Source organism: Acidovorax sp. LjRoot204, from assembly GCF_056175785.1.
Genome location: NZ_JBGFFF010000117.1, coordinates 1 through 14,518, shown reverse-complemented (window position 1 = coordinate 14,518; position 14,518 = coordinate 1). Strand labels below are relative to the sequence as shown.

Here is a 14,518-nt window from a genome sequence, read left to right as displayed (position 1 = left end):
GTTTTGATGCGTTCTGGGAGGTGTACCCACGCAAGGAGCGCGAGAAAGCAGCCCGCAGGCAGTGGGCCAAGCTCATGCCCGATGCAGCCCTGCAGGCGCGCATCGTGGCGGCCGTGGTGGCCTGGGCAGCAACTGAGCGTTGGCAGGAAGAGGGCGGGCGGTATGTGCCGCGCGCCAGCGGCTGGCTCTCGGGTGAGCAGTGGTTTGATGCGCTGCCCATGCCTGCCCTGGCTGCGGACTGGTGGCAGTCACTCGACGGCATCAAGGCCATGGGCGAGCGGCACGGCATCGTGTACGCCACCTCGGGCCTGGGCAATGCCTGGACTGACGACGAGCTGCGTGCGCACAACCGCGCCTACCGCCAGCGCGTGTTCGATGCCGCTGGCCCTGGCCCGTGGCACCAGCTCCGGAGGGTCGCCTGATGCTCGCCTCGGATGCGTTGCGGATGCGCAACACCCCCCGGTTTGGGTCCTCCTCCCACCCCCCAGGTGCGGGTAATTCGAGCCGCCCTGTCAGACTGTTGCGGGTGGTCGCTAAGGGGGTTAAGTGAATATGGTGTATGGCTTTGATGCTCCATATTTGGTAGCGCATGGGGGTGCGAAGTGAAGGTTTTGCCCGTGCTCGACCAGGTGATATCGCAGTCGGAGTTCGCCCAGATCGTGGGGGTGAGCGAGGCGCGCGTGTCACAGATGGTGAGCGAGGGTGTGATCGCGCGCGGTGATACCGCTGCCGCGTGGCTGGTGGCCTACTGCGAGCGCCTGCGCGACCAGGCAGCGGGACGGCTGGGCGAAACCTACGGCCTCGACCTCGTGCAGGAGCGCGCCGCGCTGGCCCGCGAGCAGCGCGAAGGCCAGGCCATCAAGAACGCTGTCGCCCGCCGTGAATTCGCCCCTGTGGGTCTGCTGGCCGATGTGCTGGGGCAGGCCTCCAGCGCAGTGGTGGATCGTTTCGACCAGCTGGAGGGCACGCTGCGCAAGGCCTGCCCCGATCTGCCCGATGAAGCCAAGACCGCCGTGCTGCAGGTGATCGCCTCCGCCCGCAATGAGTGGATCCGCTCCACCGAGCGGCTGGTGGCTGACAGCGTGGACGCCATGCTGGCCGACGTCGCTGGCGAGGATGAGCCGTACAGCGAGGGCATGCCCGCATGACCACCGTGCCCGTGTTGCACGCCGAGACAGCCGCCGCCATCAAGGCGGCGGTGCGCATGGGGCTGGACAGCCTGCGGGCCGAGCCGCCCCAGCGCCTTGGCGACTGGGCGCGCGACCACTTCAAGCTGGCGGGCGAAAGCAGCCACCAGAAGGGCGCCTGGGAGGCCTGGGCGTTCCAGGTGGGCATTCTCGACTTTATGAGCGATGACCGTATCGAGGATCTGGCGGTGCGCAAGGCCAAGCGCGTCGGCTACACCAAGATGGTCACCGCCTTCGTGGCCTACAACATCGCCCACCGCCGGCGCAAGCAGGCCCTGTGGCAGCCGACCGATGATGACCGCGACAGCTACGTCAAGAGCGAAATCGACCCGCTGCTCGATCCCCTGACCGGTGTGCCCGCCATCAACAAGGCGCGCAAGCTCGGCCGCTCCACCGAGGAAACGATCAAGTTCAAGCCCTTCCGCGACAGCGTGCTGCACCTGCTGGGTGGCAAGGCCGCCCGGGCATACCGCCGCATCACCGTGGCCGTGGCCATCCTTGATGAATGGTCAGCCTTCGACCAGCAGATCGAGAAGTCCGGCGACCCAGGCGGTCTGGCCAAGGGGCGTCTGGAGGGGGCGCCTTACCCCAAGTTCGTCGGCGGCAGCACCCCGCGCCTCAAAGGCCTGTGCCATGTCGAGCGCGCGTGCGACAACGCCGAGGGCATGGTGCGCTTTCACATCGACTGCCCACGCTGCGGCCTCGAACATCCGCTGATCTGGGGCGGCAAGAACCTGGCCCATGGGTTCAAGTGGACGCGCGGCAAGCCCGAGACAGTGCACCACGTCTGCCCGCACTGCCGTGCATCTATCACCCAGGCCGACTACCTTGCGGGCGGCGTGCCGCTCTCGGGCGCCTGGGTGTGCGAGCGCACAGGTAAGCGCTATGGCGCCGACCGCATCTGGCGCGACAGCAAAGGCATGCCCTGCAACCCGCCGCGCACCCTCGGCGTGCACGTGTGGACGGCCTACAGCCCGCAGCGCGCATGGTCCGATATCGTCACCGAGTTCGAGAACGCCCTGAAGGCGCTGGAGGCGGGCGAAGTCGGCCCCATGCAGCTGTTCGTCAACGAAACCCTGGGCGAGACCTGGGAGCTGGCAGGCGAGCGCACCGACGAACACGCCCTGCAGGCCCGCGCCGAGCCCTACAAGCTCTGCACTGTGCCCAAGGGTGGCCTGTACCTCACCGCCGGCGTGGACGTGCAGCGCAACCGGTGGGAAATCACCGTCTATGCCTGGGGGCGCGGCATGGAGTCGTGGGTGGTCGATGTGATCGTGATCGAGGGCAACCCCGCCGTCGATGAGGAATGGGACGCCGTCACCCACCAGCTGCAGCGCCGGTACACACAAGAATGGCACGGCGGCACCTTGGGCATCAGCGCCGCCAGCATCGACTCATCCGACCAGACTCAGGCCGTCTACAACTGGGTGGCCAAGGCCCAGCACATCCTGCCCGGCCTGCGCGCCATCAAGGGCGACGGCAACGAAGCCACCAACATCCTCGGCGCCAGCAGCGCGCAGGACATCAACTGGCGCGGCAAAAAGGTGCCCAACGGCATCAAGCTCTGGCGCGTCGGCGTCGATGCCGCCAAAGACCTGCTGCTCGGCCAGCTCGCCATCACCCAGCCTGGCCCCGGCTACCTGCACACCAGCGACGAACTGCCCCGCGAGTTCTACGAACAGCTCACCGCCGAGCAGCGCGTGCTGGCCAAGATCAACGGCCGCGAGGCCTACCGGTGGATCAAGCGCCGCCCCCGCAACGAGCAGCTGGACAACCGCAACTACGCCTTGCACGCCGCCATGGCTAGCGGCCTCCACCGCTACGACGACGCCCGCTGGCAAAAGCTGGAGGCCGCCGTGCAGCCCGCCAATCATGATCTATTTGCTACACAAAGCGTAGCAATAAAGCCAGAAGAAAAGAGCGCTGCCGCAGACAAAGCACCTGTGCAGCACAAGCCAAACCCCTTCGCATCGCGCGCCAACCGCAGGCCTTCCGCCTCTACAGCCACATGGTAAAACCCGCCGCCCAACCCACGCCGCAGCAGCTCCAGGGCCTGCTGCCCGACGATGCCACCACGGCAGACCAGCAGGCGCTGGCCACCGTCGAGCACAGCGACGACGTGGTCGAGTACACCCTGCGCTGCGTCATGGCCTTGGCGCCCCGCCTCAACGCCGCCGTGCTGCGCGCAGCCGAGGCCCAGGTGCGCGAGGTATTTGGCGGCGATGAGGTGTGGGTGGGCCGCCGGCCTGACCTGCTCAGCCGCAACGACGCCATCCGCCGCGACTACCTGGCGGGCGAGCGCGTGGCGCTGCTGTCGCGCCGGTACCAGCTCACCCAGCGCCACGTGCTGCGCATCATCAAGGGGCAAGGGTGACATTTCACCCCTTACAAATGTCACCCCGCGCGGCCTAGATTGCAGCCTGCAACACCACGCGCTCCATGGCCACAACACCCACCACAGAACCCACCACCGTCAACGCGGGCGACACCGTGATCTGGCGCCGCACGCTGGCCGACTACCCCGCCAGCGACGGCTGGGCGCTGGAATACACCCTGCTCAGCGCCGCCGCCAAAATCACCATCAATGCTGTGGCCGATGGCGCCGACCACCTGGTCAACGCAGCGGCGGGCACCACCGGCAGCTGGGCGGCTGGCGACTACGCCTGGCGCGCCCAGGTCAGCAAGGCCGGGCAGGTGTTCACGGTGGGCGAGGGGCGGATGACGGTGCGCCCCAGCTTCACCGCAGCCACCACGCTAGACACCCGCAGCAGCGCCCGCAAGGCGCTGGAGGCCGTCAAGGCGTATCTGGCCGACGCCAACAACATCAAGGCGTCCGAGTACGAAATCGCAGGCCGCCAGCTGCGCCGCTACACCCTCAGCGAGCTGTGGGCCCACCACGACCGGCTGGTGACCGAGGTGCGCAACGAAGGCGCGGCAGACCGCATTGCCGCAGGCCTGCCCAGCAACACCCGCGTTTATGTGAGGTTCGGCCAATGACCAGCATGATCACCCGTGCCCGCCAGTGGCTCAGCCGCACGGTCGCCCCGGCCTCGCACCACACCCGGCGCTTCCAGGCCGCCCGCATGGACCGGCTCACTGCCGACTGGATGGCCACCGCCCAGAGCATCAACGAAGAGCTGCGCAGCGACCTCGATGCGCTGCGCTCACGCGGCCGCCAGCTGGGCAGCAATAACGACTACGCCAAAAAGTTCGTCGGCATGGTCAAGGACAACATCATCGGCCCCGGCGGCGTGCGCCTGCAGGTGCGCATTGAAGACAGCCCGGGCAAGCCCGACCGCCTGGCCAGCGCCGCCATTGAGCGCGCGTACAACGAATGGCAGGCTGTCGCCGACGTCACCGGCCACCAGCATTTCCGGGATATGTGCGAAACCATGGTGGGTGGGTTGCCCTCTGATGGGGAGTTTCTGCTGCGCATGGTGCGTGGCGCTGACTCTGGCAACCGGTTCAACTTTGGGCTTCAGCTCATCGACGTGGACCGCATCGACACCACCTACAACGGCCGCCACGGCGCCAACACCGTCATCATGGGGGTGGAGGTCAACGCCTACCGCCGCCCGGTGGCCGTGCATATCTTTGCGGCTCACCCCAACGACGGCCAGCACAGCAGCCGCCAGCGCATCCGCCTGCCGCTGGACGATGTCATTCACGGCTTCAAGGTGGAGCGCTCCGAACAGCTGCGCGGCATCCCATGGATGGCGGCCGGCATGCTCAGCCTGCACCACCTGGGCAATTTCAAACTGGCGGCTCTGCTGGCGGCAGAGCACGGCGCCAACCATTACGGTTTCTTCACCACGCCAGACGGCCAGTCGCCCATCGGCGCGCCAGACTCCACCGGCGGCGAGGCCGTCACCGTCAGCCAGCCCGGGTACTACGACACACTGCCCACCGGCGTGCAGTTCACGCCCTACGACAGCAAGTACCCCGAGCAGAACTTTGGCCCCTTCGTCAAAACCACGCTGCAGCGCATCGCCAGCGGCTGGGGGGTGGCCTACCACTCCCTGGCCAATGACTTGGAGGGGGTCAGCTTCTCCAGCATCCGCAGCGGCACGCTCGAAGAGCGCGACCGGTGGATGGGCGACCAGCAATGGTTCATCGACGTGGCGCTGGAGCGCATCTACCGCGCCTGGTTGCAGATGTCCCTCATGTCGGGCGCCATCACCATGCCCAACGGCAGCGCGCTGCCCGCGTCCAAGCTCGAAAAGTTCAGCCGCCACGAATGGCAGCCCCGCCGCTGGGAATGGGTGGACCCGCAAGCCGACACCAACGCCAACATCCTCAAGGTGCGCRCCGGCCTCATGAGCCCGCAAGACCTGTGCAGCGCCATGGGCTACGACTTCGAAGACACGCTAGACGCCATTGCCGCCGCCCAAAAGCTCGCCAAGGAAAAGAACGTGCAGCTGCCCGCCTACGACGCGCTGCCCGGTGCCAGTGGAGCTGCGGCACCTGCGGTGCCTGCGCCGTAGCAAGCAAGGTTTCCCGCCACAAGGCCCGCCCAGCGCGGGCCTTTTGCATTGTGGCGCGCGGTGCGAGTAGGTGACATTTCACCCCTTACAAATGTCACCTCACCCCGCTTGCAATAGCGGGCATGAGCAGCACAGCACCACTCCCTGAAACCGTCGCCCGGCACCTGTCCAAGGGTCGCGCAGAGCGTGCATTTCTGGTCGAGCGCCAGGCCATTGACGAAGCCGCCCGCACCGCTGTGCTGGCCTTCGCCAGCGAGCTGCCTTACCAGCGCTACTGGGGCGTCGAGATCCTGGACTGCACTGCCACCAGCATGCGCCAGGGCCGCTTGCGCAGTGGCGCCAACCTGCTTTGCGACCACGACACCCGCGATGTCGTTGGCGTCATCGAATCTGTCGAGATCGGTGCGGACAGGGTTGCCCGCGCCGTGGTGCGCTTCGGAAAAAGCGCTCGTGCAGAGGAAGTGTGGAACGACGTGCGCGACGGCATCCGCCGCAACGTGTCTGTCGGCTACATGGTCCACAAAGCGCAGCTGGTCGAGACCGTAGAAGGTGTGGAAACCTACCGCGTCACCGACTGGGAGCCCTTTGAAGTCTCGCTGGTCAGCGTTCCCGCTGACGCATCCGTCGGCGTAGGCCGCAGCCTCGATGGCGCTGACACACCAGCGCCAGACGCAGCCCCTGCACCGCAAGCCACCACCCCCACCCAAACCCCATCCGAACCCGAGGTGAAAACCATGCCTGATCCCGTAGTCGAAGTCGTCGAGCAGCGCAACCACGCTGCCGAAATCTCCAAAATCGCAAACAGCATCCCCGGCGGCGCCGAGCTGGCGATGGACGCCATTCAGCGCGGCCTGACAGTCGAGCAGTTCCAACGCGAAGCCATCGCCAAGATGGCCAGCAAGCCCGTGCCCACTGCCGACATCGGCATGGAAAAGGGCGAGGTCAAGCAGTACAGCCTGATGCGCGCTCTGAACGCGCTGGCTAACCCCACTGATGCTGCCGCTCAGCGCGCAGCCGCTTTCGAGCGTGAATGCTCCGACGCTGCTTCCGCCAAGGCGGGCAAGCAGGCGCGCGGCTTCATGGTCCCCAACGAAGTGCAGCGCCGCGACTTGCTGGTGGGCACCCCTACGGCAGGCGGCAATTTGGTTGCCACGGATCTGCTCACTGGCAGTTTCATCGACATCCTGCGCAATGCCATGGTCATCGACGGCCTGGGCACACGCATGCTCACCGGCCTGGTGGGCAATGTCGCCATTCCCAAGCTCACCGGCTCGGCTTCTGCCTACTGGGTGGCTGAAAACGTGGCACCCACCGAAAGCCAGCAAACCGTCGGCCAGGTCACTCTGACCCCCAAGACGGTGGGTGCCTTCACCGACATCGCCCGCCGCCTGCTGCTGCAGACCAGCCTGGATGTCGAGGCCATGGTGCAGAGCGACCTCGCCACCATCCTGGGCCTGGCCATTCAGCAGGCCGCTATCAACGGCACGGGTGCATCCAACCAGCCCAGCGGCATCCTGACGCAGATATCCACGCCCACCGTGGTTGCAGGCACCAACGGCGCCGCACCCACCTGGCAAAACGTCATCGACCTGGAGTCTGCTGTGGCCGTGGCTAATGCCGACGTGGGCACGCTGGCCTATCTCACCAACGCCAAGGTGCGCGGCAAGCTCAAGGCCACCAGCAAGGTTTCGGGTCAAAACGGCTTCATCTGGGATGGTGGCGATACGCCTGTCAACGGCTACCGCGCTGCGGTCACCAACGCCGTGCCGTCCAACCTCACCAAGGGCACCAGCTCCGGTGTGTGCTCGGCCGCCATCTTCGGCAACTGGGCCGACCTGGTCATCGGCATGTGGGGTGGCCTGGACCTCATGGTCGATCCCTACACGGGCAGCGCCGCCGGCACCGTGCGTGTGGTGGCCCTGCAAGACGTGGACGTTGCCCTGCGCAACACCGTGTCTTTCGCCACCGTTGTGGACCTGCTGACCGCCTAAGCCAGCACCACACACCGCCATAGACCGCTACCCAGGCCCGCACCATGTTCACCGAAGACATCAGCGCCTTCTTCAGCACCGCAGACTTCGCCACCACGGCGAGCTTTGCCGGTGGTGCCGATGTGCCTGTCATCTTCGATGCACCTGCGGGCTCTGGCTCTGTCGGCCCGCTCGGCATGGTCACTGCACAGCCGGTTATCACCCTGCCCAGTGCTCAGGTGCCCGCCAACCCGGTGGGCGTCAGCGTGGTGGTAACGGTCGATGGCTCTGCAGTGCCCTACCTGGTAGCAGATGCCCAGCCTGACGGCACCGGCATCACCCGCCTGCTGCTGGAGGTCGTATGACCACCCCCACCAAGTTCGCCCAGGTGCTCGGCGCCATGCAGGAATCCCTGCAGGCCGCTGCGCCCGTGTCGCCCAACGTGTTTCGCGCCCGTGCCCGGGTGGTACCGCAGCAGATGGCCACGGCCATCGTGGTGCGGCCAGCCCAGGCAGAGCGCGACGCATCGGTGGGGCAGGGCGCCATGGCGCTGTGGCTCACCGCCGTGGCGGTGGACTGTTACGCACGCGGCACCACCGCCAGCCCGGTGGATGTGGCGGTGGACGAACTCATGGGCGCGGCCGTGCAGCGGCTGATGCAAGACCCCTCCCTCGGCGGCCTGGTGGGGTCCATCGACCCCCAGGGCGTGTCCTGGGATTTCGACGTGGACGGCGACCAAACCGCCTGCGCCACGGTGACTTTCTACGTGCGGCACGTCACGGCGGCTGCGACCTTCTTCTGATTCCCCTTCCAACGAGGTAACTCAAATGGCAAACCCCATCTTCTGGACCAACGTAGGCATCGACGTGCAAACCGCACTGGCTGCTGCCGTCACCATCACCGCCATCAGCAAGGCCGCCATGGGCGTGGCCACGTACAGCGGTGGCATCAACCCCAGCAACGGTGACTACATCGCCATCTCGGCCAACGGCATGAGCCAGGTGAATGACCGCATCTTTCGCATCGCCAACGTCAACACCACCGCCAAGACGTTCGAGCTGGAGGGCGAAGACACCACGCTGTACGACACCTTCATCAACGGCAGCTACCAGATCATCACCTTCGGCGCCTCCTTCAGCACCGTGCAGAGCATCAGCCCCAGCGGTGGCGACTACGAAAAGGCCGATGTCACCACCATCCACGACCAGGTGCGCAAGCAGGTGCCCACCATTGCCGCGCCCCTCACGCTGGCCATGACCAACTTCTTTGACCTGACGGACCCCGGCTTTGTGGAGTGCAACAAGGCCTACAAGTCCAAGACCAAGCGCGCCATCCGCCTGCGCTTCGGCACCGGCGCAAAGATGCTGATGACCGGCTATGTGGGTGCCGCAGGCGTGCCCACCGGCCAGGCCCAGGGCGTGGTGCAGACCCCTGTGTCCATCGAGGCGCAAAACCTCCCCACCGTCTACGCGAGCTGATCGCGCACCGCGCATGCCGCACCCCGGCATGCGCATGGTTTCGTGCGCGGCACGGTGGGCAGCAAAGCCCACTGGCTCCGTCTTTGCCCGAGCGGGCACGCCGCGCACTCCCTTCCCATCGGGCCTTTGATCGGGCTTTTCCCATGTCTATCTCCATTGTTGTCTCCCCTAAGGTCAAGTTCCCCGTCAAGGGGTCCATGAAGAACGAAGCCGGTGTGGACCAGCCGTTCGACTTCACCCTCACCTGCAAGCGCCTGGACACCGAAGAAATCCAGGCCAAAAAGAACGAAGACGGCTCCTACGTTTACGTCGATTTCATGGCCGATGTCATTGAAGACTGGTCCGGCGTCAAGGACAAAGACAACCAGGCCGTGCCCTACACCTCCGAGGCGTGGCAGGCCCTCAGCAAGATCCCGGGCGTTGCTGCGCTGGCCTGGCACACCTACATGCGCGAGAACGGCGCCAAGGAAAAAAACTAGCCCAGGTCGCCCGCCGGATCGCTGAGCACAACCATGCGCGCCACTCTGCCCAACAGCCACAGCAGCCGGGTCCAGACCCGTCCAGCCCCATGGGCGGGCTGCTCTCGCAGCTGGCGGCCGTTGGTGCGTTTGATGCGCAGGGCGAGCCGGACCCCGGGGGCGACTTCGTTTACCTCTGGCCCGAATGCGTGGACGCATGGGGCCACTGGCAGCAGCTGCAAACGCAGTGGCGCGCCGGCGTGGCAGGCGCCACGGGCCTCGACTACACCGGCGTGCGCGCCTACCTGGATGAACAGGGCATTGAGCCCGGCCCCGAGCGGCGCGAGCTGTTCGCCTGCCTGCAGGCCTGCGAGTTCGCATGCCTGGAGGCCTGGAGCGAGCTGCGCGCCAAAGACCCACCGCCACCCACCAACCGGTAACGCTGCATGACCGCACCCATTGGCATCACCCTCAGCCTCGACGGCGCTCCGCAGGTCGAGGCCGGACTGCGCCGTGTGGCTGGCGGGGTGGACTCCGTTGGTGTGTCCGCCAAGCAGACGGCCGCCGCATTGCGTGGCGTGCCGGCACAGTTCACCGACATCGTCACCAGCCTGGCCAGCGGCCAGCAGCCGCTCACCGTGTTCCTGCAGCAGGGCGGCCAGCTCAAGGACATGTTTGGCGGTGCGGGCAACGCTGCCAAGGCGCTGGGCGGGTATGTGGTGGGGCTGGTCAATCCCTTCACTGTGGCTGCGGCTGCGGGTGTCACGCTGGCTCTGGCGTACAAGCAGGGGAGTGCTGAGGCCGACGCGTATCGGCTGTCGATGATTTCCACCGGCAATGCTGCGGGCACCACGGCCGCACAGCTCAAGGGCTATGCGCAGGAAATCAGCGCCATTGCAGGCACCCAGGGCAAGGCTGCTGAGTCGCTGGCGGCCTTTGTGGCGACCGGCAAGGTGTCGAACGAACTGCTGCGCGAGTCTTCTCAGTCCGCAGTGCTTTGGGAGCGTGCCACCGGGCAGGCGGCGAGCAAGACCGCCGAGCAGTTTGCGTCCCTTAAGGGGGACCCGCTCGCGTCCGTGCTCAAGCTCAACGAGGGAATGAACTTCCTCACGAAGAGCACCTACGAACAGATCAAGAGCCTGGACGATCAGGGCAAGTCCGCTGCGGCGGCGGCCGTCGCTCAGCAGGCGTACGCAACGGCCCTCACCAGTCGATCTTCCGAGATCCAGCGCAACCTGGGCAGCATCGAGCGCGGATGGATTGCGATCAAAGACGCGGCAAAGGGCGGCTGGGACGCCATGCTCAACGTGGGGCGCGCTGAGACCACGTTGGACCGGCTTGCCCAGGTGCGCAAGGAAATCAGCGCCACCGAGGCTCAGCTCCAGGGCGGCAAGGGCTTTGCCACCACTGAAGGTGGTGCTGCAGTCGGCGTTGGGTCGGGCAGGACAAACGCGGCAGAGCAAGCCCGCCTGAAAAGTCGCCTCACCTCGCTCGGGGCGGAGGCGGCCTCCTTGGAGGCGATCGCCTATGCATCGCGCACCGCTGCAGAAGAGGAGCGCAAGCGCGGCGAGGCGGTGGTGGCAACTGCGGCTTTCGACCAAGCGGGTCTCAAGTACCTGAGCGATAAGCAAAAGTTGGAGCGCGAGCTCGCTGTTGCGCGTGAGCAGGGGCTGGCAGCAAACAAGTCGCAGGCGCAGATCGAGGAGCGCCTGAACCAGATCCGTGAGGAATACCGCAAGAAGGCGGGCTCTGGCGGTGCTGGTCCTGGTGAATCCGAACTCGCCACCATCAAGGCCAAGATCACCGAGACCGAAAAATACATCGAGGCCCTGCGCACGCAAGGCCTGGAGGGTGCCAAGCTCAACGAGGGCGAGCGCATGGCGCTCAAGATCAAACAAGACCTCAAGACCAGCATCACCGGTACTACCCTTGCGAACAAAGAGCTGGCCCTGGTAGAAGCTGAGAAGCTCGGCCTGGTGCAGCGCGCGGCAGCGGCTGAAGAGCAGCGCCAGAAGGCCGTCAAAAAGTCCACCGACGAATACGCCAAGCTGGTGGAGAGCACCTTCAAGGCTGCTGACGCCCTGCAAGACCAGGCCGACAAACAGCAGGCCGCCAACGCCGTGTACGGCAAGGGCGCCGCCGCCATCGATGAGCTGGCCCTGGCCGCCCTCAAATCGCGCATGGCCGAGGCCCAGGCCTCCGACAGCTTCAGCGACAAGTTCATTGCCGCGCTGGAGGCGCAGATTCAGGCGCAGGAGCGCCTGAACGCCGCCCGCGCCGAAGGCCGGTTCAAGGAGATGAATGAATCCCTGGACCGCGAGCTGGCCGCCGCCAACCAGCAGGCCGCGCTGTACCAGGACGAGCTGCGCCTCACCGGCCTGTCGGCTCTGGAGCGCGCCAAGATCGTCGCGTTGCGCCAGTCTGAACTGGCTCTGGCCCGTGAGCTGGAGAAGATTGACCAATCCGGCGCCAAAGAAGAAGAGAAAGAGCAGCTGCGCATCAAGGCCCGCGAGATTCAGCGCGTATCAGGCTCCGCCGCCGTCAACAAGGTCATCCAGGACGATTTCACGCGCACGTCAGAAACCATCGAGCGCTCGCTCACCGACGCACTGCTGCGCGGCTTCGAGTCGGGCAAGGGCTTCGCCAAAAACCTGCGCGACACTGTCGTCAACATGTTCAAGACGCTGGTGCTGCGGCCCATCATCAGCGCCATCATCAACCCTGTGGCAGGTGCCATTACGGGCGCGCTGGGCCTGGCGGGTACAGCCGGGGCAGCTACGTCAGCGGCCAGCGGGGGCGGCATCCTGAGTGGCGCTGGGGGCATTCTCAGCGGCGTGGGTGCGCTGGCTGGCAACTTCGGCGCCGGCATCACAACCGGCCTCGGGCAGCTGATGAGCGGCAACATCATCGGCGGCTTGCAGCTGGGTGGCGGCCTGATTGGCTCTGGGGCTACGGCTGGCGGTCTGGGCACCATCATGGGCGTGCTGGGGCCAATTGCGCTTGGCATCGGCGCCCTGGTTGCCATCAGCAAGGCCACCAAGGGCGAAACCCGCACCGGCGGTCAGTTCGGCGTGTCGTTCGACGGCACTGTGACCAACCAGCGCCGCGACCAGGTTTACACCTACCAGGGCCAGCAGTTCGACCGCGACTTCTCCAATGGCCAGCGCAACGCGCTGATCGCTGGCCAGGCCTACCGCCTGGAGGGCGACCCGGTGCAGAACGAGCAGGCTATCCGCGATGCGGTCTCGGGCACGGCCAGCGGCATCAATGCTTTCCTGAAGGCGCTGGGCAGCAAGGCCACGCTGACCGGTTTCTCTGCGGGCCTGGAAACGTCCAGCAAGGGCCGGGGCGGGGTGTTTGCGGGCGGCGTCTTGTCGGATGGCACCACCTTCGGCGAAAGCGGCAAGGGCGACAACTACGCGGGCACGCTGTACGAGAAGTTCAGCACCAACAGCCCCGACTTCAAGACCGCGCTGGAGAACTTCACGCTCGACCTGAAGCAGTCCACCATCCAGGCGCTGCAGTCCGTCACCGACATCCCGCAGACGGTGCAGAAGATGCTCAAGGGCGTGGATGCCGAGGCCCTGAGCGAAGAGGCTGCCAACGCGCTGCTGGAGTCCATCAACGCCCAAATCGTGGGGGTGCAGAACCTCACCAGCGCATTCGAGGCCATGGGCCTGGACAAACTGGCGAAGATAGGATTCGACGCCGCTGCAGGTCTTGCTGCCGCTTCGGGTGGGTTCGACAAGCTGCAGAGCAACCTCAACACCTACTACGACAACTTCACTACAGAAGATCAGAAGCGGGCCAACCTGCAAAAGCAACTGGACAAGCAGTTCGCCGCGCTGGGCATCGACGTGCCCAAGAACCGCGAGGAGTTCAGCCGCCTGGTGGAGAGCACGCTGGAGCAGGTCGATGTGCAGGACAAGGCCCGCGCCTCCCTGTCCAAACAGATCGGCGACGCCATCGCAGGCGCTGGCAAAGACGGCTTCACCCTGGCCGATGCCGGTGCACGCAGCATCGTGTCGGGTATCAACCCAGCGCTGTTGGGCAACGCCCAGGCAGACCCAGCCCTGGCAGGCAAGCTCAACGGGTTCCTGGCTGGCGTCAGCGACCTGGCGGCCAAAGGTCTGGACCCAGCTGCGTTCGACAAAGGCCTTGCCGGGCTGATCGACGTGAACGCCGAGGTGCTGGGCATCGGCAAGGACGCCTCCAAGACGGCCGCCACGCTGCTGGCCCTGTCTGGCACGTTCGCCCAGCTGAACGAAAGCGCCGACGAAGCAGCCGCCCGCGTCGCCAAAGAGCAGGCCGACGCCCGCGACAAGGCACTGCGCGGCCTGGAGCGCGCCATCGCCAAGGAGAAAGAGGCGCTGCAGTCGCAGATCGATGTGGCGCAGGACGTGGCCAGCAACATGAGCGGCCTGTTCGACCTGCTCAAGTCCAACGTGCGCGAGCTGTACGACGAAGTGGATTCCACCCGCTCGATGCTGGCGGCGCAGGGCAACGACTTCATCAACCAGGCGCTGGTGGCCGCCCGCACCACCGGCTACCTGCCAGACCAGACGCAACTGGACGAAGCTATCAGCGCGGCGCGCGGCGGCCTGGACCAGAACAGCTTCGGCAACAGTGCTGAGCGCGACTATGCCGCGCTGGTGCTGGCGGGTAAGTTGTCGGAGCTGGAAGGCCTGACCGGCAAGCAGCTCACCAGCGCCGAGCTCACTGTGAAACAGCTGGAGGCCCAAAGTAAGCAGCTGGACAAGACGCTCGACTACTGGAAGCAGCAGATCGACATTGCCAATGGCACATACGAGGCCACCCTGAGCGTGGCCGATGCGGTCAAGAGCCTTGAAAAGCTCATGTTCCCGGACAAGGGCGAGATCGGCAATCTGAAGCCTGAAAAGATCGGCGGCAGCGGCGGCAGCAGCAGTGGCGGTGCTGGCT

12 protein-coding genes and 1 pseudogene are annotated in these 14,518 nt (G+C 65.9%); all 13 read left to right on the top strand.

What is annotated here, in order from left to right; translation table 11 throughout:
- Positions 1-422 (top strand): annotated as a pseudogene (locus tag AC04MI_RS18210) (hypothetical protein); the annotation flags it as partial.
- Positions 423-602: 180 nt separating this feature from the next.
- Positions 603-1,148, top strand: a complete 546-nt coding sequence (locus AC04MI_RS18205; RefSeq protein ID WP_476498347.1) for a hypothetical protein — start codon at positions 603-605, stop codon at positions 1,146-1,148.
- A complete protein-coding gene (locus AC04MI_RS18200; RefSeq protein WP_476498346.1) occupies positions 1,145-3,202 on the top strand; it encodes a phage terminase large subunit family protein in 2,058 nt (685 codons plus the stop codon). Before AC04MI_RS18205 ends, AC04MI_RS18200 begins: the two co-directional genes overlap by 4 nt.
- Positions 3,196-3,561: a Mor transcription activator family protein gene (locus tag AC04MI_RS18195; RefSeq protein WP_476498345.1), complete on the top strand. Its 366-nt coding sequence runs from the start codon at positions 3,196-3,198 to the stop codon at positions 3,559-3,561. The genes AC04MI_RS18200 and AC04MI_RS18195 overlap by 7 nt, the downstream gene beginning before the upstream one ends.
- Before the next feature lie 65 nt (positions 3,562-3,626).
- Positions 3,627-4,184, top strand: a complete 558-nt coding sequence (locus tag AC04MI_RS18190; RefSeq protein WP_476498344.1) for a hypothetical protein — start codon at positions 3,627-3,629, stop codon at positions 4,182-4,184.
- Between the two features lie 5 nt (positions 4,185-4,189).
- Entirely contained in the window at positions 4,190-5,671 is a 1,482-nt protein-coding gene (locus tag AC04MI_RS18185) for a phage portal protein (protein WP_476498343.1), read from the top strand.
- A gap of 122 nt (positions 5,672-5,793) precedes the next feature.
- Positions 5,794-7,662, top strand: a complete 1,869-nt coding sequence (locus AC04MI_RS18180; RefSeq protein ID WP_476498342.1) for a phage major capsid protein — start codon at positions 5,794-5,796, stop codon at positions 7,660-7,662.
- A 44-nt stretch (positions 7,663-7,706) separates the two neighbouring features.
- Positions 7,707-8,006 (top strand): head-tail joining protein, encoded by a 300-nt coding sequence (locus AC04MI_RS18175; RefSeq protein WP_476498341.1) that lies wholly within the window; start codon positions 7,707-7,709, stop codon positions 8,004-8,006.
- Positions 8,003-8,443: a hypothetical protein gene (locus tag AC04MI_RS18170; RefSeq protein WP_476498340.1), complete on the top strand. Its 441-nt coding sequence runs from the start codon at positions 8,003-8,005 to the stop codon at positions 8,441-8,443. Before AC04MI_RS18175 ends, AC04MI_RS18170 begins: the two co-directional genes overlap by 4 nt.
- A 25-nt stretch (positions 8,444-8,468) precedes the next feature.
- Positions 8,469-9,119: a phage tail tube protein gene (locus tag AC04MI_RS18165; RefSeq protein ID WP_476498339.1), complete on the top strand. Its 651-nt coding sequence runs from the start codon at positions 8,469-8,471 to the stop codon at positions 9,117-9,119.
- A 143-nt stretch (positions 9,120-9,262) separates the two neighbouring features.
- Entirely contained in the window at positions 9,263-9,598 is a 336-nt protein-coding gene (locus AC04MI_RS18160; protein ID WP_476498338.1) for a hypothetical protein, read from the top strand.
- Between the two features lie 89 nt (positions 9,599-9,687).
- Positions 9,688-10,017 (top strand): DUF1799 domain-containing protein, encoded by a 330-nt coding sequence (locus AC04MI_RS18155; protein ID WP_476498337.1) that lies wholly within the window; start codon positions 9,688-9,690, stop codon positions 10,015-10,017.
- A 6-nt stretch (positions 10,018-10,023) separates the two neighbouring features.
- The coding region (locus tag AC04MI_RS18150) for a phage tail length tape measure family protein (protein WP_476498336.1) at positions 10,024-14,518 on the top strand (4,495 nt) is incomplete at its 3' end.

Coding starts and splice junctions, on each gene's coding strand:
- AC04MI_RS18175 (WP_476498341.1), top strand. CDS start 7,707: ATGTTCACCGAAGACATCAGCGCCTTCTTCAGCACCGCAGACTTCGCC.
- AC04MI_RS18180 (WP_476498342.1), top strand. CDS start 5,794: ATGAGCAGCACAGCACCACTCCCTGAAACCGTCGCCCGGCACCTGTCC.
- AC04MI_RS18165 (WP_476498339.1), top strand. CDS start 8,469: ATGGCAAACCCCATCTTCTGGACCAACGTAGGCATCGACGTGCAAACC.
- AC04MI_RS18195 (WP_476498345.1), top strand. CDS start 3,196: ATGGTAAAACCCGCCGCCCAACCCACGCCGCAGCAGCTCCAGGGCCTG.
- AC04MI_RS18155 (WP_476498337.1), top strand. CDS start 9,688: ATGGGCGGGCTGCTCTCGCAGCTGGCGGCCGTTGGTGCGTTTGATGCG.
- AC04MI_RS18160 (WP_476498338.1), top strand. CDS start 9,263: ATGTCTATCTCCATTGTTGTCTCCCCTAAGGTCAAGTTCCCCGTCAAG.
- AC04MI_RS18170 (WP_476498340.1), top strand. CDS start 8,003: ATGACCACCCCCACCAAGTTCGCCCAGGTGCTCGGCGCCATGCAGGAA.
- AC04MI_RS18190 (WP_476498344.1), top strand. CDS start 3,627: ATGGCCACAACACCCACCACAGAACCCACCACCGTCAACGCGGGCGAC.
- AC04MI_RS18200 (WP_476498346.1), top strand. CDS start 1,145: ATGACCACCGTGCCCGTGTTGCACGCCGAGACAGCCGCCGCCATCAAG.